22 protein-coding genes are annotated in these 20,828 nt (G+C 68.0%); 9 read left to right on the plus strand and 13 right to left on the minus strand.

Translation table 11 applies throughout. The features are described 5' to 3' along the window. The first annotated feature begins 10 nt into the window (after positions 1–10). The 6 genes from modB to NUV79_RS09890 all read left to right on the plus strand — a co-directional run bounded on the left by modB (position 11) and on the right by NUV79_RS09890 (position 7,102). A complete protein-coding gene (gene modB, locus NUV79_RS09865) occupies positions 11–709 on the plus strand; it encodes a molybdate ABC transporter permease subunit (protein WP_257732903.1) in 699 nt (232 codons plus the stop codon). Beyond that, a complete protein-coding gene (modC, locus tag NUV79_RS09870) occupies positions 706–1,800 on the plus strand; it encodes a molybdenum ABC transporter ATP-binding protein (RefSeq protein WP_257732904.1) in 1,095 nt (364 codons plus the stop codon). The genes modB and modC overlap by 4 nt, the downstream gene beginning before the upstream one ends. Before the next feature lie 102 nt (positions 1,801–1,902). Then, the gene (locus tag NUV79_RS09875; protein ID WP_257732905.1) at positions 1,903–4,389 is read left to right on the plus strand and encodes a heavy metal translocating P-type ATPase; all 2,487 of its coding nucleotides are present in this window, start codon (positions 1,903–1,905) and stop codon (positions 4,387–4,389) included. 1 nt (position 4,390) lies between these two features. Beyond that, entirely contained in the window at positions 4,391–4,801 is a 411-nt protein-coding gene (gene cueR, locus NUV79_RS09880; protein ID WP_257732906.1) for a Cu(I)-responsive transcriptional regulator, read from the plus strand. Positions 4,802–4,968: 167 nt separating this feature from the next. Next, on the plus strand, positions 4,969–6,387 hold the full coding sequence (locus tag NUV79_RS09885) for a M20 family metallopeptidase (RefSeq protein WP_257732907.1): 1,419 nt from the start codon (positions 4,969–4,971) through the stop codon (positions 6,385–6,387). Positions 6,388–6,544: 157 nt separating this feature from the next. Next, on the plus strand, positions 6,545–7,102 hold the full coding sequence (locus NUV79_RS09890; protein ID WP_257732908.1) for a MarR family winged helix-turn-helix transcriptional regulator: 558 nt from the start codon (positions 6,545–6,547) through the stop codon (positions 7,100–7,102). Here the strand turns inward: NUV79_RS09890 and NUV79_RS09895 are convergent. From NUV79_RS09895 to NUV79_RS09940, 10 genes are all read right to left on the minus strand, one after another. Continuing rightward, on the minus strand, positions 7,059–7,769 hold the full coding sequence (locus NUV79_RS09895) for an ABC transporter ATP-binding protein (protein ID WP_257732909.1): 711 nt from the start codon (positions 7,767–7,769) through the stop codon (positions 7,059–7,061). The two genes, NUV79_RS09890 and NUV79_RS09895, sit on opposite strands and share 44 nt — an antisense overlap. After that, positions 7,769–8,542 (minus strand): ABC transporter ATP-binding protein, encoded by a 774-nt coding sequence (locus tag NUV79_RS09900; protein ID WP_257732910.1) that lies wholly within the window; start codon positions 8,540–8,542, stop codon positions 7,769–7,771. The genes NUV79_RS09895 and NUV79_RS09900 overlap by 1 nt, the downstream gene beginning before the upstream one ends. Next, entirely contained in the window at positions 8,539–10,407 is a 1,869-nt protein-coding gene (locus NUV79_RS09905; protein WP_257732911.1) for an ABC transporter permease, read from the minus strand. The genes NUV79_RS09900 and NUV79_RS09905 overlap by 4 nt, the downstream gene beginning before the upstream one ends. Positions 10,408–10,470: 63 nt before the next feature. Next, entirely contained in the window at positions 10,471–11,679 is a 1,209-nt protein-coding gene (locus NUV79_RS09910; RefSeq protein ID WP_257732912.1) for an ABC transporter substrate-binding protein, read from the minus strand. Positions 11,680–12,071: 392 nt separating this feature from the next. Continuing rightward, the gene (locus NUV79_RS09915; RefSeq protein ID WP_257732913.1) at positions 12,072–12,320 is read right to left on the minus strand and encodes a hypothetical protein; all 249 of its coding nucleotides are present in this window, start codon (positions 12,318–12,320) and stop codon (positions 12,072–12,074) included. A gap of 66 nt (positions 12,321–12,386) precedes the next feature. After that, entirely contained in the window at positions 12,387–13,250 is an 864-nt protein-coding gene (locus NUV79_RS09920) for an energy transducer TonB family protein (RefSeq protein ID WP_257732914.1), read from the minus strand. Then, positions 13,247–13,696, minus strand: coding sequence for a TonB system transport protein ExbD (gene exbD, locus NUV79_RS09925; protein ID WP_257732915.1), 450 nt, complete (start codon positions 13,694–13,696; stop codon positions 13,247–13,249). The genes NUV79_RS09920 and exbD overlap by 4 nt, the downstream gene beginning before the upstream one ends. Positions 13,697–13,699: 3 nt before the next feature. Beyond that, positions 13,700–14,770: a tonB-system energizer ExbB gene (exbB, locus tag NUV79_RS09930; RefSeq protein ID WP_257732916.1), complete on the minus strand. Its 1,071-nt coding sequence runs from the start codon at positions 14,768–14,770 to the stop codon at positions 13,700–13,702. Positions 14,771–15,100: 330 nt separating this feature from the next. After that, positions 15,101–15,451 carry a winged helix-turn-helix domain-containing protein gene (locus tag NUV79_RS09935; RefSeq protein ID WP_257732917.1) on the minus strand — a complete coding sequence of 117 codons (351 nt, stop codon included), beginning with the start codon at positions 15,449–15,451 and terminating at the stop codon, positions 15,101–15,103. Positions 15,452–15,458: 7 nt separating this feature from the next. Beyond that, positions 15,459–15,977, minus strand: coding sequence for a GAF domain-containing protein (locus NUV79_RS09940; protein WP_257732918.1), 519 nt, complete (start codon positions 15,975–15,977; stop codon positions 15,459–15,461). 147 nt (positions 15,978–16,124) lie between these two features. Between NUV79_RS09940 and NUV79_RS09945 the strand changes: the two genes are divergently transcribed. Both NUV79_RS09945 and NUV79_RS09950 read left to right on the plus strand, forming a co-directional pair. Next, positions 16,125–16,553 (plus strand): NUDIX hydrolase, encoded by a 429-nt coding sequence (locus tag NUV79_RS09945; RefSeq protein ID WP_257732919.1) that lies wholly within the window; start codon positions 16,125–16,127, stop codon positions 16,551–16,553. After that, positions 16,550–17,341, plus strand: coding sequence for a class I SAM-dependent methyltransferase (locus tag NUV79_RS09950; protein WP_257732920.1), 792 nt, complete (start codon positions 16,550–16,552; stop codon positions 17,339–17,341). The genes NUV79_RS09945 and NUV79_RS09950 overlap by 4 nt, the downstream gene beginning before the upstream one ends. A gap of 87 nt (positions 17,342–17,428) precedes the next feature. Here NUV79_RS09950 and ssb read toward each other — a convergent pair whose 3' ends face one another. The 3 genes from ssb to NUV79_RS09965 all read right to left on the minus strand — a co-directional run bounded on the left by ssb (position 17,429) and on the right by NUV79_RS09965 (position 19,984). Continuing rightward, on the minus strand, positions 17,429–17,989 hold the full coding sequence (gene ssb / locus NUV79_RS09955) for a single-stranded DNA-binding protein (protein WP_257732921.1): 561 nt from the start codon (positions 17,987–17,989) through the stop codon (positions 17,429–17,431). Positions 17,990–18,134: 145 nt separating this feature from the next. Beyond that, entirely contained in the window at positions 18,135–18,992 is an 858-nt protein-coding gene (locus NUV79_RS09960) for an ABC transporter permease (protein ID WP_257732922.1), read from the minus strand. Continuing rightward, positions 18,989–19,984: an ABC transporter substrate-binding protein gene (locus tag NUV79_RS09965; protein WP_257732923.1), complete on the minus strand. Its 996-nt coding sequence runs from the start codon at positions 19,982–19,984 to the stop codon at positions 18,989–18,991. Before NUV79_RS09965 ends, NUV79_RS09960 begins: the two co-directional genes overlap by 4 nt. A gap of 283 nt (positions 19,985–20,267) precedes the next feature. Here NUV79_RS09965 and rpiB point away from each other — a divergent pair, with 283 nt between their 5' ends. Continuing rightward, complete coding sequence (gene rpiB / locus NUV79_RS09970; protein ID WP_257732924.1) at positions 20,268–20,717, plus strand: ribose 5-phosphate isomerase B; 450 nt, start codon at positions 20,268–20,270, stop codon at positions 20,715–20,717. Positions 20,718–20,828: the final 111 nt, after the last annotated feature.

Below are 20,828 nucleotides of genomic sequence, written 5' to 3' on the forward strand. Positions count from 1 at the left end.
TTGCCGCTTCGTGACCGACTGGCTATCGCCTGAAGAATGGACGGCGGTGAGGCTCAGCCTCATCGTCGCGACGACCGCGATGGTCGCGAGCCTCCCGCTGGGGCTTGGCGTTGGTTTGCTGCTGGCGCGCGGGCGCTTCTGGGGCAAGTCCCTGCTCGACGCCATCGTCCATATGCCGCTGATCCTGCCGCCGGTGGTGACGGGCTACCTGCTGCTCGTCGGCTTCGGCCGGCGCGGGCCGATCGGGCAGTTCCTCTACGACTGGTTCGGGATCGTGCTGTCCTTCCGCTGGACCGGCGCGGCACTGGCCTGCGCGGTGATGGGCTTCCCCTTGATGGTCCGTGCCATCCGACTTTCGATCGAAGCGGTCGACCGCAAGCTCGAATCCGCCGCCGGCACATTGGGCGCCAGCCCGATCTGGGTTTTCCTGACGGTCACCTTGCCGCTCTGCCTGCCCGGCATCATCGCCGGCATGATCCTGTGCTTCGCCAAGGCGATGGGCGAATTCGGCGCGACGATCACCTTCGTCTCCAACATCCCCGGCGAGACACAGACCTTGCCCACCGCGATCTACACCTTCACGCAGGTGCCCGGCGGAGATGCCGGCGCGATGCGCCTGACGCTGATCTCGATCGCGATCTCTGTCGCCGCGCTCATCCTCTCCGAACTGATGGCCCGCATCGTCGGCCGCCGGATCAACGTCGAATGATTGCTGTTCTCGACATCGCCGTCCGCCACAGGCTCGGCGACTTCAGCCTCGATGCCTCCCTCACCTCCGATGGGCGGCTGACCGCCCTGTTCGGCAGCTCGGGCTCCGGCAAGACCTCGCTGGTCAATGTCATCGGCGGATTGATCCGCCCCGATTTCGGCCATGTCCGCGTCGATGGCGAGACGTTGGTCGATACCGAACGCAGCATCTTCCTGCCGAAGCACCGCCGCCGCATCGGCTATGTCTTCCAGGAGGCGCGGCTCTTCCCGCATCTCAGCGTGCGGCAGAACCTGCTCTTCGGACACTGGTTCGTGCCGCGCGCGCAGCGCAGGCCGGCCGAGCTCGACAAGGTGCTGGAGCTGCTCGGCATCGGCCATCTGCTGCGCCGCCGCCCCGGTGCGCTCTCCGGCGGCGAGAAGCAGCGCGTCGCGATCGGCCGCGCCTTGCTGGCGCAGCCGCGTCTCCTGCTGATGGACGAGCCATTGGCGGCGCTCGATGAAGCCCGCAAGGCCGAGATTCTGCCGCATATCGAGCGCCTGCGCGACGAGGCCGGCATCCCCATCGTCTATGTCTCGCACGCGCTGGCCGAGGTCGCGCGCCTCGCTACCACTGTCGCCATGGTCGAGAACGGGCGCGTCGCCGCTTGCGGTCCGACGGCGGACATTCTGTCCCGGCCCGATCTGGCGGCGCGGCCGGGCGCGCCGGAGGCGAGCACGCTGCTATCCGCCGAAGTCGCCGGCTTCGAGGACGCCTTTGGTCTGGCGTGTCTGACGACGCCGGCCGGGCCGCTCACGATCGCACGCGGCGCGCTGCGGCAGGGCCAGCGCATCAAGATCCGCATCCTCGCCAGCGATGTGATGCTCAGCCTCGGCCAGCCAGCCGAGATCAGCGCGCTTAACGTTTTGTCGGGCCCTATTGCCGAGATCGGCGAGCGCAGCGGCACCGGCGGCAGCACCGTGCACCTGCTCATCGCTTGCGGCGAGGCGAAGCTGGCGGCGCGCCTCACGGCGAAATCCGTCGCCCTGCTCGGCTTGGCGCCCGGTAAGCCGGTCCATGCAGTGATCAAGAGCGTCTCGGTCGAGATGCCTTGAGCCGGGCGCCGCACAACCTTCCCAAAAAGTCATGGAATGAAGCTTGACCTTCCCATCATGGGAAGGACTATATCGCTCGTCATCACCATGAAGGAGACGGCGATGACGGTCATCGACAGGAGCAGGAACGACCTCGAAACCCTCGATCTGGGCGTCGAGGGCATGACCTGCGCGGGCTGCGTCGCCCATGTCGAGCGCGCCATCGCGGCGGTGCCGGGCGTCGATGCGGTCTCGGTCAATCTTGCGACCGAACGTGCTCACATCAGCTTCGCCAAGGACGGCACCGACCTGAAGCAGATCGAGGCAGCGGTCCGCCAGAGCGGCTACACCCCGGTCGAGACCGCGATCGAACTGTCGGTCTCGGGCATGACCTGCGCCTCCTGCGTCGGCCATGTCGAGAAGGCCCTGCGCGCGGTGCCGGGCGTGGTCGAGGCCACCGTGAACCTCGCGACCGAGCGCGCCAGCGTGAAGACGCTCGCAGGGAGCGAGATCATCCCTGCCCTGACGAAGACCGTGGCCGGCGCCGGCTATGAGGCGAGCCCGATCATCGCGGCCGATGGTGATGCCGACACGCGCCGACAGGCCGCCAAGGACGAGGAACAGGGCAAGCTGCTGCGCTCCGTCATCATCGCCGGCCTGCTGACTCTGCCGCTGCTGGTCGTCGAGATGGGCAGCCACATGGTTCCCTCCCTGCACCATTGGCTCGCCGGCACCTTCGGCGAATGGAATGTCCGCGTCTTCTCCTTCGTGCTGGCGACCATCGTCCAGTTCGGGCCGGGCCTCGTCTTCCTGCGCAAGGGTTTCCCGGCGCTACTGCGACTGGCGCCCGACATGAACTCGCTGGTCATGCTCGGCACCGGCGCCGCCTATCTCTATTCCAGCGTCGCGACCTTCCTGCCGGACCTGCTGCCGGCGGGCACGGAGGGCACCTACTTCGAATCCGGCGCGGTGATCGTGACGCTGATCCTGCTCGGCCGCTGGTTCGAGACCCGCGCCAGGGGCCGGACCGGCGCCGCGATCCGCAGCCTGATCGCGCTCCAGCCCAAGACTGCCCGGGTGCTGCGCGACGGCGCCGAGAGCGATATTGCCGTCGATAGCGTGCGCCCCGGCGACGTCGTCATCCTCAGGCCGGGCGAACGCGTCCCGGTCGATGGCGAGGTCACGGACGGCTCTTCCTTCGTCGATGAATCGATGATCACCGGCGAGCCCGCCCCTGTCCGCAAGGAGGCCGGCAGCACCGTCACCGGCGGCACCGTCAACGGCTCGGGCGCATTGCGCTTCACCGCGCAGAAGGTCGGCTCCGACACGCTGCTCGCCCAGATCGTGCGCACCGTTCAGGCCGCGCAGGGCGCCAAGCTGCCGATCCAGGCGCTGGTCGACCGTGTCACGCTCTGGTTCGTGCCGGTCGTGATCGGGTTGGCTCTGCTGACCTTCGCCGTCTGGCTGACATTTGGCCCGAGCCCCGCCCTGTCGCATGCGCTGGTCAATGCCGTCGCGCTGCTGATCATCGCCTGCCCCTGCGCCATGGGCCTCGCCACCCCGACCTCGATCATGGTCGGCACCGGTCGCGGCGCCGAGCTCGGCATCCTGTTCCGGCAGGGCGACGCCTTGCAGGCGCTCAAGGACGTCCAGATCGTCGCGCTCGACAAGACGGGTACGCTGACCAAGGGCAAGCCCGAGCTCACCGATATCGAGCCGGCGAACGGCTTCGCGGCCGACGACGTGCTGCGCCTCGTCGGCTCGGCCGAGAACCGCTCCGAGCATCCGCTTGCGCAGGCGCTGGTCGCGGCCGCCAAGGCTCGCAATCTCGCCCTCGCCGAGCCGGCCGACTTCACCAGCGATCCCGGCCGCGGCGTCACCGCGACTGTCGAGGGCCGCAAGGTCGCGATCGGCGGCCACCGCCTGATGGAGGAGGCCAAGCTCGACATCGCGCCCTTCGCGGCCCGCGCCAAGGCGCTGGCCGAGGCCGGCAAGACTCCGCTTTATGCCGCGATCGACGGCAAGATCGCTGCGGTCATCGCCGTCGCAGACGCGGTGAAGGAGACCACGCCCGCGGCCATCGCCGCCCTGCACAAGCTCGGCCTCAAGGTCGCGATGGTGACCGGCGACGACCGGCGCACGGCGGAAGCGGTGGCGCGCGGCCTGGGCATCGACGAGGTCTGGGCCGAGGTGCTGCCGACCGACAAGGCCGAGGTGGTGAAGCGGCTGCAGGGCCGCGGCGCCAAGGTCGCCTTCGTCGGCGACGGCATCAACGATGCGCCTGCGCTCGCACAGGCCGATGTCGGCATCGCCATCGGCACTGGCACGGATATCGCGATCGAAAGCGCCGATGTCGTGTTGATGTCCGGCGACGTGATGGGCGTGCCCCGTGCGATTGCGCTGTCGCAGGCGGTGATCGCCAATATCCGCCAGAATCTCGCCTGGGCCTTCGGCTACAACGCCCTGCTGATCCCGGTCGCGGCGGGCGTGCTCTATCCGGCCTTCGGCATCCTGCTCTCGCCGGTCTTCGCCGGGCTTGCCATGGCGCTGTCGAGCGTCAGCGTCGTCAGCAATGCGCTCAGGTTGAAGCGCTTTCAGGTGGAGGCCTGAGATGAATATCGGCGAAGCGGCGACCCGCTCTGGCGTCAGCGCCAAGATGATCCGCTATTACGAGAGCATCGGCCTGATCACCGCGCCGGCCCGCACGGCCGCGCAATACCGGGTCTATGCCGCCGACGACGTGCATACGCTGCGCTTCGTGCGCCGCTCGCGCGATCTCGGCTTCTCGTTGGAGGAAACCCGCGAACTGCTCGCGCTCTGGCGCGACAAGAGCCGGGCCAGCGCCGATGTGAAGAGCCTCGCCATGGCACATGTGCGCGAGCTCGAGGAAAAGGCGGCCGAACTCAAGGCCATGGCCGACACGCTGCGGCATCTGGCGACGCATTGCCATGGCGACCACCGGCCGGATTGCCCGATCCTCGCCGATTTCGCAGCCACCACGCCGACGCAAGGCAAAGCCTGAGACGCTGCTCCGCCATGCGCTGAATGTCTGGACGTGTCGGTGCGAGATTGCTCATATGCCGCTGCCCACCAGAGGCGGGTCCGGCCCGGCCGCATCGGCCCCGTCGGGGAATCCGCCTCTCAACGAAAGACGGGGAGCGCCCAGGGCGTTCTCCAGGCGGAACGACAATGGACAATCGAAACGATCTCTGGCGGCATGTCGATGCGAACAAGGAGCGCCTGATCGCGCTCTCCGACCGGGTCTGGGGCATGCCGGAGGTGTGCTACACCGAGAAGCGCTCCGTCGCCGAGCATATTGCAGAGCTGAAGCATCAGGGCTTCAAGATCACCGAGAATGTCGCCGATATCCCGACCGCCGTGATAGGCGAGGCCGGCGAAGGCGGCCCGGTCATCGCCTTCCTCGGCGAGTACGACGCCCTGCCCGGCCTGTCGCAGGAAGCCGGCGCCTCCGAGCACAAGGAGATCGAGGCCGGCGGCCATGGCCATGGCTGCGGCCATAACCTGCTCGGCTCGGCCGCGATGCTCGCTGCGGTGGCGATGAAGGAGTGGCTCGCCGAGAACAAGATCCCCGGCCGCGTGCGCTACTATGGCTGCCCGGCCGAGGAAGGCGGCGCCGCGAAGGCTTTCATGGTCCGCGCTGGCGCCTTCGACGACGCCGATGTCGCCATCTCGTGGCACCCGTCGAGCTTCTGGGAGGTCGCTCCGGCCCTCGCCCTCGCCAATACCCGCGCCGATTTCGTCTTCACCGGCCGCGCCTCGCATGCCGCTGCCGCGCCCCATCTCGGCCGTTCGGCGCTCGATGCCGTCGAACTGATGAATGTCGGCGTCAATTACATGCGCGAGCACATGCCCTCCGACGCCCGCGTCCACTACGCGCTGCTCGACACCGGCGGCATCGCGCCCAACGTCGTCCAGGCTCATGCCCGCGTGCGCTACTCGATCCGCGCCCGAGACCTGCGCGGCATGCTGGAGCTCGTCCAGCGCGTGAAGAAGATCGCCGAAGGCGCGGCATTGATGACGGAAACCAAGATGGAGATGCGCATCGTCAGCGCCGTCTCCGATCTCGTCGCCAACACGCCGCTCGAAGAGGCCATGCATAAGGTGATGGGCGAGCTCGGCGCGCCGCATTTCGACGATGCCGACAAGGCCTATGCCGAGAAGATCCGCGCCACGCTCTCGCCGCAGGAGATCGCCTCGATCTGGCGCACGATCGGCATGCCCGATACCGGCGCCCCGCTCGCCGACTTCCTCGTGCCGCGCGACGCCAAGCGCAACCCGGCGATCGGCTCGACCGATATCGGCGACGTGAGCTGGGCGGTGCCGACCGTGCAGGCCCATGCGCCGACCGTCGCGATGGGCACGCCGTTCCACACCTGGCAGGTCGTGGCGCAGGGCAAGTCCCCCGCCGCGCACAAGGCGATGGTCCATGTCGCCAAGGCGATGGCCGCGACCGGCGCCGCCGTGCTGAGCGACCCGGCCCTGATGGCCGCCGCCAAGGCCGACCACAAGGCCCGCCTCGGCAAGGAAGGCTACACCTCACCGCTGCCGCCTGAAGTGAAGCCGCCGCTGACCATGTCGCTGGGCTGATAGCCCTCGCGCTTCAGAACCGATGCAGACACATCCCGGGTGGCCAGACGGCCCCCCGGGATGTTTCGTTTGAGCGCTGTATCGCGATCGAACGAACACATATGATCCGGAACAACATCGCTGCCGCCAATCGGCAGAATCGCCACCCGGAGCCAGCATGGATCGCGCAGAGGAATCGGAAGACGGGCTCGGCCGGCATCACCGCACGGCCAGCGGCCAGGCCGATTCCGCGACACCTGAGCCGGTCGATCTCGCCGGCTATGTCCTGGACGAACAGTTCGGCTTCCTGCTGCGGCAGATGCAGCAGCGCTATGTCGCGATGTTCCTGGAAATGATGGGCGAGGACGGGCCGACGCCGCCGCAATTCGCGGTGCTCTGCCGACTCGCGGTCGATGGGCGGATTTCCCAGAACCAGCTCGGCCGCATGACGGCGATGGACCCGGCCACGATCCGGGGCGTGGTGACCCGCCTTGCCGAGCGCGGACTGGTCGAGCGCCTGCACGATCCCGACGACAAGCGCCGCGTGCTGGTTCAGCTCGGCCAGCGCGGCCGCGAATTGCTGCCGACTTATGTCGAGCGCGCCAAGGCGATCACCATCGCCGCGCTTGATCCGATGGCCGAGCCTGAAGTCGAGCCGCTGCTCGGCGTGATGCGGCGCCTGCTCTCGGGCTTCAGACCGCCAGATACTGGCTCCGCGCCGCCTCGTCAGCCTTGAGCGCGGCCATCGTATCGTCGAAGCGGATCAAGCCCTTCTCGATGATGACGGCGCGGTCGGCGATGCTGCCGGCGAAATGCAGGTTCTGCTCGGAGAGCAGCACCGACAACCCCTCGCCCTTCAACACGCGGATCGTCTGCGCCATCGCCTCGACGATGACCGGCGCAAGCCCTTCCGAGGGCTCGTCGAGAAGCAGCAGGCGCGGATTGCCCATCAGCGTGCGGGCGATGGTCAGCATCTGCTGCTCGCCGCCGGACATGGCGCCGCCCGGCCGGTCGCGCATGCGCCCGAGATTGGGGAAGAGATCGAACAGGCGCTCCGGCGTCCAATGCGGCGCGCCCTTGCGGGGTGGCTGACGGCCGACCTCGAGATTCTCCATCACCGTCAGGTCGGAGAAGACGCGCCGGTCCTCCGGGACATAGCCGATGCCGAGCCGGGCAATCGCGAAGGGCTCGCGGCCGGCGATCTTCTTGCCCTCAAACCGGATCGATCCTTTCGGCTCAGGCACCAGCCCCATCACCGTCTTCATCGTGGTCGACTTGCCGGCGCCATTGCGGCCCATCAGCGCGACGACCTCACCCGAGTCGACCGAGAAGCCGACGCCGTGCAGGATCTTGGCGCGGCCATACCAGGCCTCGACGCCCACCAGTTCGAGGAGCGCCGCCATCAATGCCCTCCCGAGGTCGCGCCGGAGCCGAGATAGACCGCGCGCACTTGGCGGTCGTTACGGACCTCGGCGCTGGTCCCCGATGCGATCAACCGGCCGCGATCGAGCACCAGCACGCGATCGGCATGGGCGAAGACCACATCCATGTCGTGCTCGGTGAAGAGCACGGCGATGCCGCGCTCCCGCGCGATGTGGGCGGTCAGTGCCATCAGCGCGATGCGCTCCTGCGGCGCCATGCCGGCGGTCGGCTCGTCCATCAGCAGGAGCTTCGGCTCGTTGGCGAGCGCGACCGCGAGCTCGACGCGCTTCAGGTCGCCATAGGCGAGCACGCCGCAGGCGCGCTCGGCTTGCCCGGTCATGCCGACCTGATCGAGCAAGGCATCGGCCGGTTCGACGCGGCGCCGGTCGGCGCGGCCGAACAGGCGCCAGCTCTTTCCGGCGTGCGAAATCAGTGCCATCTGGACGTTCTCGCGCACGGTCATCGAGGCGAAGGTCGCGGTGATCTGGAAGGTGCGGCCGACGCCGAGGCGCCAGACCTTGCGTGGCTCCAGCCCGGTGATCGGCCGGCTCGCCAGAAGCACCTCGCCACGATCGGGCTTGAGCTGCCCATTCAGCATGTTGAAGCAGGTCGTCTTGCCGGCGCCATTCGGGCCGATCAGGGCCACAAGCTTTCCGGCCTCGACCGAGAACGACACGCCGTCGACCGCCTTCACGCCGCCGAAGGAGCGGGCGAGATCGCGGGCTTCCAGCACGGGGGGCACGGGTGCGCTCATGCCGCCGCCGTCGCTTGCGTGGCGCTCTCGCGCCGGGAGCGCCAGAACAGCCAGGTGCCGACGAGACCGCGCGGGAACAGCACGACCAGCAGCACGATCGAGAGGCCCAGCACGAAGCGCCAATAGGCCGTCAGCTTCATGAGCTGCTCGTTGAGGCCCATATAGGCGAAGGCTCCGATGACCGGCCCGGCAACCGTCTGCACACCGCCGAGCAGCACCATCAGAAGCGCGTCGACCGAGCGCGGGATCGCCATATAGGTCGGGAAGACCGAGCCTTTCGAGAAGGCGAAGAGCCCGCCAGCGATGCCGGCCGCGATCGCCGCGATGGTGAAGGCCGCCCATTGCAGGCGCCCGACATCGAGCCCGATCGCCTCGGCCCGCAAGGGGCTGTCGCGGCCGGCACGCAAGGCATAGCCGAAGGGCGCGAAGATGATGACGCGCAACGCCACGATCACCAGCACGGCGATGGCGAGCGCGAGATAGTAGAACACCGTCTTGGGCACCGCCCAGGCCGAGGGCCAGACGCCGAGGATGCCGTTGTCGCCGCCGGTGAGGTCGACCCACTGGAAGGCCGTGGCCCAGGCGATCTGGGCGAAGGCCAGCGTCAGCATGGCGAGATAGACGCCCGAAAGCCGCACGCAGAACCAGCCGAAGATGGCGCCCGCGATGCCGGCCATCAATGGCGCCAGCATCAGAGCCTCCTCCATCGGGCTGCCCAGCCATTTCACCGCCAGCGCCGCGCCATAGGCGCCGAGGCCGAAATAGGCGGCATGGCCGAAGGAGGTGATGCCGCCCGGCCCCATCAGCAGATGCAACGAGGCGGCGAAGACGGCGAAGATGACGAGATCGGTCAGGGTCAGGATGACATGATCCGGCACGACGAGCGGCGCCAGCGCCAGCAGGCCGAGCGCCACGGCTCCGAACAGCTTGGCCGCGCCGTCGGCCGGGCGCAACAGGAAGAGCTGGCCGGCATGGCCGCGCGGCTCGCTCGCCGCCTTGCCGAGCAGGCCGTGCGGCCTGACGATCAGCACCGCCGCCATCACCAGGAAGACGAGGACCAGCGTGATCTTCGGCAGGATCAGGATGCCGAAGGCATGGAGCACGCCGATCAGCACGGCAGCGAAATAGGCTCCCGTCACGCTGCCGAGCCCGCCAACCACCACGACCACGAAGGCCTCGGCGATCATCGACAAATCCATGTGGAGGTTGATCGCCTCGCGCGGGAGTTGGAGCGCACCGCCGAGCCCCGCCAACGCGGCACCAAAGGCGAAAACCGAGGTGAAGAGCAGGCGCTGGTTGACGCCGAGCGCGCTGACCATCTCGCGATCCTGCGTCGCCGCCCGGATCAGCACGCCCCAGCGCGTCCGGTGGAACAGCAGCCAGATCAGGCCGAGCACGACCGGCCCGACCGCGATCAGGAAAAGCTCGTAGCTCGGGAAACGGTTGTCGAACAGGATGACGAAGCTGCGGAAGCCCGGCGCACGCGGGCCAAGCTTGTCCTCCGGCCCCCAGGTCGCCAGCGCGATGTCTTGCAGCATCAGCACGACGCCGAAGGTCGCGAGCAGCTGGAACAGCTCCGGCGCCTGATAGATCCGTCGTAGGATCAGGACTTCGATCAGCACGCCGGCGAGGCCGGTCAGCAGCACGGCGAGGATGACGCCGCCCCAGAAGCCGAGCGGATCGGCCGGCCCGAGCCAGCTCACCAGCGTGAAGGCCAGATAGCCGCCCAGCATGTAGAGCGAGCCATGGGCAAAGTTCACGATGCGCGTGACACCGAAGATGATCGACAGCCCGCACGCCACCAGGAACAGCGACGACGCCGAGGCCAGGCCGTTCAGGGTCTGGGTGAGGACGAGATCAAGCATGTCGTCTCGGGCGCGGCGCTACGGCGTTTCAGGCGGTAGCGCCACGCTCCCTGTCAGCCAGGCTCAGCCGACGACCGGTCGCAGCTTGCGGACCTCGTCGTCGCTGGGCAGGTACTTGGCGCCGTCGCGATAGCTCCAGTCGACCATCACGCCCTTGCCGTTCTTCAGCGCGCTCTTGCCGACATAGGCGCCGAGCGTAGACTGATGGTCGATCTTGCGGAACTCGATCGGACCGAAGGCCGAGCCGAACTTCAGCCCCTCGAAGGCGTCGACCAGCTTCTCGTTGTCGGTGGAGCCGGCCTTGGCCAGCGCGGCCGCGATGGCCTGCACTGTCTCGTAGCCCACGACCGAGCCGAGCCGCGGATAGTCGTTGTACTTCGCCTTGTAGGCGTCGCGGAACTTGATGTGCTCTGGCGTCTGCAAGTCGGCATGCGGATAGCCGGTGATGATCCAGCCCTCCGGCGTCTCGGCGCCGAGCGTGTCGAGATATTCCGGCTCGCCGGTCAGCATCGAGACGACCTGCCGCCCCTCGAACAGGCCGCGCGTGTTGCCGGCACGGACGAAATTGGCGAGATCGACCGCGAAGGTGACGTTGAAGATCGCCTCGGGCTTGGCCGCCTCCAGCGCCTGGACGGTGGCGCCGGCATCGATGCGGCCGAGCGCGGGGAACTGCTCGGCGACGAAGGTCACGTCGGGACGCGCCTTGACCAGCAACTCCTTGAACCATTTCACCGCCGACTGGCCGTATTCGTAGTTCGGCGCGACGATCGCCCATTTCTTGGCCGGGAGCTTCGCCGCTTCCTCGACCAGCATCGCGGCCTGCATATAGGTCGAGGGCCGCAGGCGGAAGGTGTAGCGATTGCCCTTCGACCAGACCAGCGCATCGGCCAGCGGTTCGGAGGCGACATAGAGCCGCTTGTTCTGGTTGGCGTAGTCGGCGAGCGCCAGCCCGACATTGGAGAGGAAGCCGCCGGCGATGATGTCCACCTTCTCGGCTGTCGCGAGATCGGCGGCGTGGCGAACCGCATCCTCGGGCTTGCCGGCATCGTCGCGGAAGACGGTCTCGAGCTTGCGGCCGAGCACGCCGCCGGCCGCGTTGATCTGCTCCTGCGCCAGTTCCCAGGCCTGCCGATAGGGTTTCAGGAAGGCGGGCTGCGCGGTATAGGAGTTGACCTCGCCGATACGGATCGGCCCCGCGCCCTGGGCGCGCACCAGCTGGGGAACGCCGAGGGCGAGCGAGCCCGCGACGAAACTGCGACGATCGATCTTCATCGGATGGGTCCTTCGCCTCGCTGCGGCTGCAATCCGCAGCGATACCGCTCGCACCGGGTTTGGGAGAGCGTTTTTCATATGCATACATATGAATGGACAGAACCCTGCGTTTGTCAATCTGCCTTTCTTGCAATGCAGCGCATCGGCAATCGATGAGCAACGGCTCGCGCGAGCGCCAAGAAAAATCAGTTAACCAATTGATTTTATTAAGAAATTACGCCGCCCAAAAATAAGTCAGCGATGCTGTCCTTTTGGCCTTGCGAGTGCGCTTCAGGCTCCCTATCTAGGATGCAGCGCAACAGAGATGTTGCGTCGCCCTCCTTGGGCGTTTCCTCCCTAGACTTGGGCTGCGCTTCCCGCGCGGCCCTTTTTTCTTGTCGGGAGTCGCGTTCTTACCAGCGTCGGCCATAGCCCCAAGGGCCGCCGAAGGAGGCGTCGAAGCGGTCGAAGCGATAGCGCCGCTCGGCCGCGCGATCGAGGTCGAGCTGCAGCAGGCAGTTGGAGAATCCCTCGCTCGGCGCACGGAAGCCGAAGGAGCGGCAGCGCTGCTCGTCCATGGCCCGATACTCGGCCTCGGTCGTGACGCAGCCGCCCAGTGCGAGGGCCAGCATCGCGCCGGCTGCAAGCCTGATGATCGTCATCCCGCTTCTCCTCTCGCAAACCTGTCCGTCCTACGCGCGGACGGCCTCCCGGTTCCCGCAACCAGTCTAGCGTGAGAACCGGATCGGCACAGCCAGCGAGATCGCTCCGCCGCCAAGCCCGTCCGGCGGGGCCGGCACGGGGCTGGCGCGGCGGATCATCGAGACCGCCTCCTCGTCCAGCGCCGCATCGCCCGAGCCGCGGACGAGCCGGGCCGAGAGCACGCGGCCGCCGCGATCGATGCTGAACGCGACCTGGACCGTGCCGGGGCTGGCACCGCCCGGGAAGCGCTTGTAGCGGTTGAGATGCGCCATCAGCGTCCCGCGCCAGCTCGCGGTCGCGGCCGGAGACGGTGAGGATGCCCCGGAATTGGGGGCAGCCGCGCGCGGCGCAGCCTGCTCCTGCGCCACTGGCGCAGTGGTCTGCTCCGCCTTCGGCTTGTCGGGACGGATCGGCTTCTTCTTCTCGACGATCTTGGGTTTCGGCTTCGGCTTGGGCTTCTCCGGTGGAGGCGGCTTCGGCTCTTCCTTCGGCGGCGGCGTCAGGATGGCAGCAGCGTCCGGCAGCGGCGGCAATTCGGGAATCTTGATCTCCGGCTCCGGAATCGCGACGGGTTCCGGCTCCGGCGGAGGCGGCTCGATCTCCTTGGGCTGCTCGACCGGCTCGGGCGGCGGCGGTTCGGGCTCCGGCTGCGCCTCGGCCATCTCGGGGCCGGGCGCGACGTCCTGCGGCGGCGCCTCGGGCGCAACGGCCAACGGTGCGAGCTCGATCATGACGGCAGCCGGTGGGGCCCCCATCGCCGCCTCGGCGCGCTGCCAATTGGCGATGACCCAGCCGGCCGTGCCATGGGCGCTCGCGACCACGAAGGCGGCTAAGCTCCAGCGCAGGGCGGCCGGCGCGTAGCGGGAGATCGATGGGCGTTCCATGCTCATGGCTTAGGCCCCGCAGCAGCCCCCTGCCCGGTATCCTCAAGCCCGACCAGCGCGATCTTGAGATAACCGGCATTGCGCAACAGGTTCATCACGTTCATCAATTCGCTATAGGCGACGCTGCCATCGGCCCGCAGGAAGACCCGCTGCTCGCGGTCGCGATTGGTCTTCTGGTCCAGCGCCGCCTGCAGCGCCTCGCGCGGCACCGCGTCATTGCCGAGCGCGAGCGTGAGATCGCCCTTCACCGTCAGGAACATCGGCGTGTCCGGCCGCGGCTGCGGCTGCGCGTTCGAGACCGGCAAGTCGACCGCGACATCCACCGTCGAGAGCGGCGCCGCCACCATGAAGATGATCAGCAGGACGAGGATGACGTCGATGAACGGCGTCACGTTGATGTCGCTGACCTCGCCGAGGTCGCCGTCCTGCGGGTCCTTGAGGGAAACGCCCATGGCTCACTCCGCCGGAACGAGCGGCGCAGGTGCCGCCGCGGCGGCGGAAGCCGAGGAGGCCGAGGCCGCGCGCGGAGCCGGCGCGACGGCGCGCTGGCGGCGCTCCAGATCGCGCGAGAGATGGCGCAGGATCTCGCCCGAAGCATCGGAGAGCGTAGCGCGGTAGCCGGTGATCGCGCGAGCGAAGACATTGTAGATGATGACGGCGGGGATGGCGGCGACGAGGCCGATCGCGGTCGCCAGCAGCGCCTCGGCGATACCCGGAGCGACGACGGCGAGATTGGTCGTCTTGGCCTGGCTGATGCCGATGAAGGAATTCATGATGCCCCAGACCGTGCCGAACAGGCCGACGAAGGGCGCGGTCGAGCCGATCGTGGCGAGCAGGCCGGTGCCCCGCGCCATCGAGCGGCCGGCGCGCGCCTCGATCCGCGAGAGCGCGATGGCGACGCGCTCCTTGATCCCGTCCTCGCCGAGATCGGCGGAACGGCGCGTCTCGGCGAGCGCCGCCGAGAGCAGCTGGCCGACGGCACCGCGCAGCTTGCCGTTCTTGCCGGCGGCGGCGCCAGCTGCCGCGCTCAGGTTGTCGGCCGCCTCGATGCGGCGCAGCGCCCGGCCGGCCGAACGCTTGGCGGCGGCGAGCTCCATCGCCTTGGCTAGCCAGATCGTCCAGGTCACCAGCGAGGCAAACGCGAGCCCGAGTATCACGCCCTTCACGACGATATCGGCCGCCATGAACATGCCCCAGGGCGACAGGTCATGCGGCAGGGTGGCCGCGGCAGCCGGCGGAGCGACCACGGGCGTCGCCGGGCTGGCGGGCGTCAGCGGCGGATGGGCCGTGCTCGGCGGATTGATGCCGAGCTGGGGCAGAGCGGGCGGGAGGGGATTGGTCGGGGTCGCCGGCTGGGCGGGGGCGGCTGGCGGTGTCTGAGCGGGAGCGGCTTGCTGTGCCGTCACGGCAGGCTGGCTGGGGGCGGCTGGCTGGGTCTGCGCCGTGGGCGGAGCCGCTTCAGTCGGCGTCTGCGGGGCAGGCTGCCCCGGCACCTGAGCCTGGGCCGCCACCACGGACAGGCTCATCGCAACAAGAGCCAGACGGAACGCACGCATCATCACAAATCAGCCTTCTCTGGAGGAAGACCGCCCAGGCTCGCGCCGGTTCTGCAGCCCTGCCGCCGCGACCTGGTGGCCGGCGGCTTCCTCATTGGAATCATTACAAAAAACACTTGCAGCAGCCATGCTGCATATGCGATACGCCTGTTCGAATCGGGCGGGCATGTCAAGAAAAAGCGGCTCGCCGGCCATGGCCCCGAACGGGTCCCCGCCACGCGAAATCAGGCCTGCCCGCGCTCCCGGACGGCCCTCACATATCCGCTATTCGATGAATGCAAGGCGGCGCGTATCGGCCTGTCAGTCGCGCACGGGCCGGTCGATCTCGGCCTGCAATGCCGCGAGGTGAGCAGCGGCAGCCTCAGTTGCAGCCTGCTCGACCGCGCGGAAGCGCAGGATGAGCGCTTCGCCGAGCGGGCTCAGTTGCGCCCCGCCGCCATTGCGCCCGCCGACCTGCCGCTCGACCACCGGCTTGCCGAAGAGCACGTTCAATTCCTCGACCAGCTCCCAGGCGCGCCGGTAGGACATCTCCATCGCCCGGCCGGCGGCCGAGATCGAGCCATGCGTCGCGATGTTCTCGAGCAGCGCGATCTTGCCGGGGCCGATCCGGCCCTCGGGGTCGAGCTGGATGCGCAGGCTCAGCGAGGGCACCGCGGCCTCAGGAGGCTTTGGCGAGGTTCGCCTGCGCGCCTTCGCCGCAGGCGGCGAGCCAGATCGCCGCGATGCGCTCGATACCTGCCTGATCGTCGGCGTCGAATCGCGCCAGCGACGGGCTGTCGAGATCGATCACGCCGATGACGCCATCGCGGCCATGCAGCGGCACCACCAGTTCGGAGCGCGAGGCCGCATCGCAGGCGATATGGCCGGGGAAGGCATGGACGTCCTCGACCAGCATCGTACGCGCTTGCGCCACGGCCGCGCCGCAGACGCCCTTGCCGACGGGAATGCGGACGCAGGCCGGCTTGCCCTGGAACGGACCGAGCACCAGCTCGCCACCGCGCATGATGTAGAAGCCGGCCCAGTTCAGGTCCGGCATCATCTGGAACAGCAGGGCCGAGGTGTTGGCAGCGTTGGCGACGGGGTCGCTTTCGCCGGTGAGCAGGGCTTCGAGCTGCCCGGCGAGCTCGCGATAGAACTCCGGCTTGCTGCCAGTGGCGATGCTGCGTGCCTCGAACATGATCCTGACGCCTCGCTTGCGTTCGCTCTCGAAATCCAGCGCCGGTTCCTACCACCATCCTCCCGGCCACGCCATCGAAGAGGCCCCTTCCCCGCCCCCCGCGGATCATGCCAATCCTCGCGCACCTCATCGGCAAGGGAATCGATCTTGAGCGAGGGTACCCACCGAATCCGCATTGCAGCCGCCCTGCTGACCGACGCGCGCGCGGGGCGCCTGCTGCTCGTGCGCAAGCGCGGCACCGCCTCGTTCATGCAGCCGGGCGGCAAGATCGAGCCCGGCGAACAGCCCCTCGATGCGCTTGCCCGTGAACTCCGGGAAGAGCTGGGGCTTACCATTTCAGCGGCATCCGCTCGCCATTGCGGGCGCTTCGCTGCTCCGGCCGCAAACGAACCCGGCTTCATCGTCGAGGCCGAGCTTTTCACCCTGCCTCTTGATGGCGATCCGAAGCCTGCGGCAGAGATCGCCGAAGTTGCCTGGCTCGAACCCGGCACGGCCTCCACGCTTCCGCTCGCTCCGCTGACACGCGATCACGCCTTGCCGTTGTGGCGCTCCCTGCTGACGGAGACATCCCGATGAACGACCTGACTGCGAGCCCGCGCCGGGCGGATGGCAGTGCCGGTGACGCCGATTACGGCCGCATTGGACAGGGCTACGCCTCCTATCGCCAGCCCGAGCCCGCCATCGCCGCCCTGATCGAGGCGGCGCTCGGCCCGGCCCGGCGCATCCTCAATATCGGCGCCGGCGCCGGCTCCTACGAGCCGCGCGGCCGCGACATGATTGCGGTCGAGCCCTCCGCCTCGATGCGGGCGCAGCGACCGGCCGATATCGTCGCGGCGATCGATGCCACGGCTGAGGCCTTGCCTTTCCCCGACGGTCATTTCGACGCGAGCATGGCGACCTTCACCGTGCATCAATGGGGAAATCTCGATGCCGGCCTGCGCGAGATGCGCCGTGTGACGCGCGGGCCGGTCGCGATCCTCTCCTGCGATCCCGAGCTGGTGCAGGCTTTCTGGCTCAATCACTACGCGCCGGAGGTGCTGGCGACCGAGGCACGGCGCTATCCCTCGCTCGGACATATCGGCACGGTGCTGGGCGGCGATGTCGAGATCGTCGCGGTGCCGATCCCGCTCGACTGCCGCGACGGCTTCAACGAGGCCTATTACGGCCGGCCCGAACTTTTCCTCGATCCGGGCGCGCGCTCGGCCTGCTCCGCTTGGAGCTTCGTCGGCGAGGCCGAAAACGCCGCCTCGATCGAGAAGCTGCGTCAGGATCTCGAATGCGGTGCCTGGGACGATTGCTACGGCTTCCTGCGCAATCAGCCGAGTTTCGACGGCTCGCTGCGGCTCGTCATCGCGCGGCCCTGAGCCGAAACGGAAGGGCCGGCTCCCTTGCGAGAACCGGCCCTTCTGAAAAACATCGATATCATTCTGGCCTGAAACCGGAACCAGGCCCTAGAACGGAATATCGTCGTCGAGATGGCTGGAGGACGAGCGTCCGCCGCCACCGCCACCGCCGGACATCGCCGGCTGGCGTGAACCGCCGCCGCCACCGCCCATCGCGCTGGAGCGGCCGAAGGAGCCACCGCCACCGCCGCCCGAGCGGTCGTCCATGTAGCCGCCGCTGCTGCCGCCACCCTCGCCATACTCGTCACCGCCACCCTGGCGGCTGTCGAGGATGGTGAGCTCGCCGCGGAAGCGCTGCAGCACGATCTCGGTGGTGTATTTCTCGACGCCGGACTGGTCCTGCCATTTCCGGGTCTGGAGCTGGCCCTCGATATAAACCTTCGAGCCCTTCTTCAGGTACTGCTCGGCCACCTTCGCCAGGTTCTCGTTGAAGATCACGACCGAGTGCCACTCGGTGCGCTCCTTGCGCTCGCCGCTCTGCTTGTCGCGCCAGGTCTCGGAGGTGGCGATACGCAGATTAACGACAGGCTCGCCGCTGCCGAGGCGGCGCACTTCGGGATCGCGCCCGAGATTGCCGACCAGAATGACCTTGTTGACGCTACCAGCCATGACAGGCTCCATTTCCTGCGCACTTCACACAAACCGGCCTCGTGACCGGAGCCGAACCCTATCGGCCGATTGAGGCATTATCAATGATGTTCCCGTTTTGTTCAAGTGCTTCAGGCATGGTTTTCCCCCGCTGATTCGATAGTGGTCAGCGGGGCGGCTGTCGGGCTCCGAGAACGGCCTGCGCCATCCGGTCTAGCAGCACGGCGAGCAGGACGATGCCGAGCCCGCCGACGAAGCCGAGGCCGGGATCGGCCCTTTGCAGGCCGAGCAGCACGACCTCGCCCAGCCCCTTGGCGCCGATCATCGAGGCGACGACGACCATGGCCAGCGCCATCATGATCGCCTGGTTCAGCCCCTGCAGGATGGTCGGACGGGCGAGCGGCAATTCGATCAGCCAGAAGGCCTGGCGCGGCCTGAGGCCCAGAGCCCGCGAGGCCTCGACCAATCCGGCATCGACGCCGCGCAGGCCAAGCTCCGTCAGCCGCGCGAAGGGCGGCAGCGCATAGACCAGCGTCGCGACGAGCGCCGGCGCACGGCCGAGCCCGAGCAGCATCGCGACCGGGATCAGGTAGACGAAGCTCGGGATGGTCTGCATGAGGTCGTAGAGCGGCGCGAGCGCCCTCCCCAGCCGTGGCAGGCGCGCTGCCGCGATGCCGAGCGGCAGGCCGAGCAGCACAACGAGCAGCACCGCGACCGCAACGAGCGCGAGCGATTGCATCGCCTCGCCCCAGACACCCAGACCCGCCAGAGCCAATGGCAGGGCCGCCATCGCCAGCGCGAAACCGACCCGCCGCGTCGCCAGCCAGGCGCCGGCTGCGACCGCCAGAATGAAGGCCGGTATCGGGACATGCTGAAGCAGCGTCTCGACGAAACGGACGGGCGCGGTCAGCACCACACCGAACCCGTCGAGCCTGTCGCCATAACCGGTGACGAGCGCATCGACCGCGCGATTGACGGCGCCCTGCAACGCCTTGCCGAAATCCGGCACCAAGGCAGTCGTCACAGGCTCGCAGCAACCTTGCCGGCAACGTCAGCCGGTAGCCATTTCTTCCAGATATCGCCCTGCGTCTTCAGGAAGACGAGCGCCTGCTGCTCGGGTGTGACGCCCTTCTCGCGGGCCTCGGCCAGCATCTTCGAGGTCACCTCGCTGGTCGTGCCATAGCTCTTGAAGAAGCTCGCGAGCTGCGGCGCCTTCTTCGCCAGATCGACATTGGCGCCGATCACGACCTTGCTGGTCGGATAGGCGGTGGCGCGCTTGGGACTGTCGCTGGCCTTGAGCTCGGCCCAGACGCTCGCATCGAATGGCGTCTCCTCCAGCTTGACGAGGTCATAGGCGCCGAGCAGCCAGCTCGGCCCCCAGTAATAGAACACGACCGGACGCTTGCGCTTGAGCGCCGCCTCGATCGCCGCGACCAGCGCCTCGCCCGAGCCGCCGCGCGTATTGGTGAAGTCATCAGTGAGCCCGTAGACCGCGAGCTTCTTGGTGTTGATGCCCTCGCAGACCCAGCCGGCGACGCAATTATAGAAGCGCCCCTTCCCCGGCTCCTCCGGGTCGGCGAACAAGGCCTTGTAGCGTTTGAGGTCCTCAGGTTTCTTCAGGTCCGGGGCCTTGGCATCGGGTCCGGATACGACATAGCGCGGCACGAACCAGCCTTCGCTCGCATCCGGGAACGTGGTGCCAAGCGGTTCGACCTTGCCGGCATCAGTCGCCTTGACCCAGGCATCGACCGGGTTGGCCATCCAGATCTCCATGACAATGTCGACATCGCCGCGCGCGAGCCCGTTGACCAACGGCGCGATCACGCCCGGAACGCGCTCGACCTTGCAGCCGAAGCCACGCTCGGCGATCGCGCTGGCGACGGCGGTGTGAAAGGCAGCGGAATCATAGTCGAGCCCGGCCATCTTCAGCGGCCGGTCGAGCTCGCAGGCCATGGCCGGCGCGCCGAGACCGAGACCGAGCGCAAGCGTCGCTGCTCCGAGAAGGGCCTTCATCATCGTCGTTCCCCCGATCGCTCATGGCTGGCGCCGCCGGGGCCGGTGGCACGGGCGGCTCGCGCTGTAACGCAGGACCGGGCGAATTGATCCGTCCGCCCGCCTCTCGCCATCGAACATCGCGCAATCGGACCGCCGAGGCGATGCCCGCCCCTGTCAGCGCCCGTCAGGACCGAGCGGCCCCGGCAAGCGCTTCTGGAAGGCAAGACACGTTGACGGTACAGGACATGCCTGATCAAGGATGACCGGGCCACCGAACGCCATCGCGAAACAGGACAATTCCGCCGTGACCGCCGACAACCGCATCGTGCTCTCCAGCGACCACGCCGCCATCCCGCTCCGGCAGGCGATCGCGAAGCATGTCGCGGCGCAAGGCTGGACCGTCGTCGATATCGGCCCGACGACGCCGGAGAGCACGCCCTATCCGAAGCATGGCGAGGCGGCGGCACGGCTCGTCGCCTCCGGCGATTGCCGGCTCGGCATCATCCTGTGCGGCACCGGCCAGGGCATCATGATGGCCGCGAACAAGGTGAAGGGCATCCGCTGCGGCGTCTGCTCCGACACCTTCTCGGCCCGGATGATCCGCCAGCATAACGACGCCAACATGCTGTCGCTCGGTGCCCGCGTGGTCGGCGAAGGGCTGGCGCTGGAGATCGTGGACGCATTCCTCGGCGCCACATTCGAGGGCGGCCGGCATGCGACGCGGGTGGAGATGATCGCAACACTGGAGGGTTAGCGCCGGGACGCGGCAAGCCAGGCGAGAAGTGGCTACTCGGCAAGATTGGCTTTCGCCCAATAGCTGCCCCGCCCCCGCCCCCGCCCCCTGCCTTCGTCGAGTTGACTTGCC

This window comes from Allobosea sp. 47.2.35 (genome assembly GCF_024655635.1).
In the GTDB taxonomy this organism is placed as follows: Bacteria; Pseudomonadota; Alphaproteobacteria; order Rhizobiales; family Beijerinckiaceae; genus Allobosea.

Excerpts from the sequence above, each read along its gene's own strand:
- modC (WP_257732904.1), top strand. The coding sequence starts at position 706 with ATGATTGCTGTTCTCGACATCGCCGTCCGCCACAGGCTCGGCGACTTC.
- NUV79_RS09875 (WP_257732905.1), top strand. The coding sequence starts at position 1,903 with ATGACGGTCATCGACAGGAGCAGGAACGACCTCGAAACCCTCGATCTG.
- cueR (WP_257732906.1), top strand. The coding sequence starts at position 4,391 with ATGAATATCGGCGAAGCGGCGACCCGCTCTGGCGTCAGCGCCAAGATG.
- NUV79_RS09885 (WP_257732907.1), top strand. The coding sequence starts at position 4,969 with ATGGACAATCGAAACGATCTCTGGCGGCATGTCGATGCGAACAAGGAG.
- NUV79_RS09890 (WP_257732908.1), top strand. The coding sequence starts at position 6,545 with ATGGATCGCGCAGAGGAATCGGAAGACGGGCTCGGCCGGCATCACCGC.
- NUV79_RS09895 (WP_257732909.1), bottom strand. The coding sequence starts at position 7,769 with ATGGCGGCGCTCCTCGAACTGGTGGGCGTCGAGGCCTGGTATGGCCGC.
- NUV79_RS09900 (WP_257732910.1), bottom strand. The coding sequence starts at position 8,542 with ATGAGCGCACCCGTGCCCCCCGTGCTGGAAGCCCGCGATCTCGCCCGC.
- NUV79_RS09905 (WP_257732911.1), bottom strand. The coding sequence starts at position 10,407 with ATGCTTGATCTCGTCCTCACCCAGACCCTGAACGGCCTGGCCTCGGCG.
- NUV79_RS09910 (WP_257732912.1), bottom strand. The coding sequence starts at position 11,679 with ATGAAGATCGATCGTCGCAGTTTCGTCGCGGGCTCGCTCGCCCTCGGC.
- NUV79_RS09915 (WP_257732913.1), bottom strand. The coding sequence starts at position 12,320 with ATGACGATCATCAGGCTTGCAGCCGGCGCGATGCTGGCCCTCGCACTG.
- NUV79_RS09920 (WP_257732914.1), bottom strand. The coding sequence starts at position 13,250 with ATGAGCATGGAACGCCCATCGATCTCCCGCTACGCGCCGGCCGCCCTG.
- exbD (WP_257732915.1), bottom strand. The coding sequence starts at position 13,696 with ATGGGCGTTTCCCTCAAGGACCCGCAGGACGGCGACCTCGGCGAGGTC.
- exbB (WP_257732916.1), bottom strand. The coding sequence starts at position 14,770 with ATGAGCCTGTCCGTGGTGGCGGCCCAGGCTCAGGTGCCGGGGCAGCCT.
- NUV79_RS09940 (WP_257732918.1), bottom strand. The coding sequence starts at position 15,977 with ATGTTCGAGGCACGCAGCATCGCCACTGGCAGCAAGCCGGAGTTCTAT.
- NUV79_RS09950 (WP_257732920.1), top strand. The coding sequence starts at position 16,550 with ATGAACGACCTGACTGCGAGCCCGCGCCGGGCGGATGGCAGTGCCGGT.
- ssb (WP_257732921.1), bottom strand. The coding sequence starts at position 17,989 with ATGGCTGGTAGCGTCAACAAGGTCATTCTGGTCGGCAATCTCGGGCGC.
- NUV79_RS09965 (WP_257732923.1), bottom strand. The coding sequence starts at position 19,984 with ATGATGAAGGCCCTTCTCGGAGCAGCGACGCTTGCGCTCGGTCTCGGT.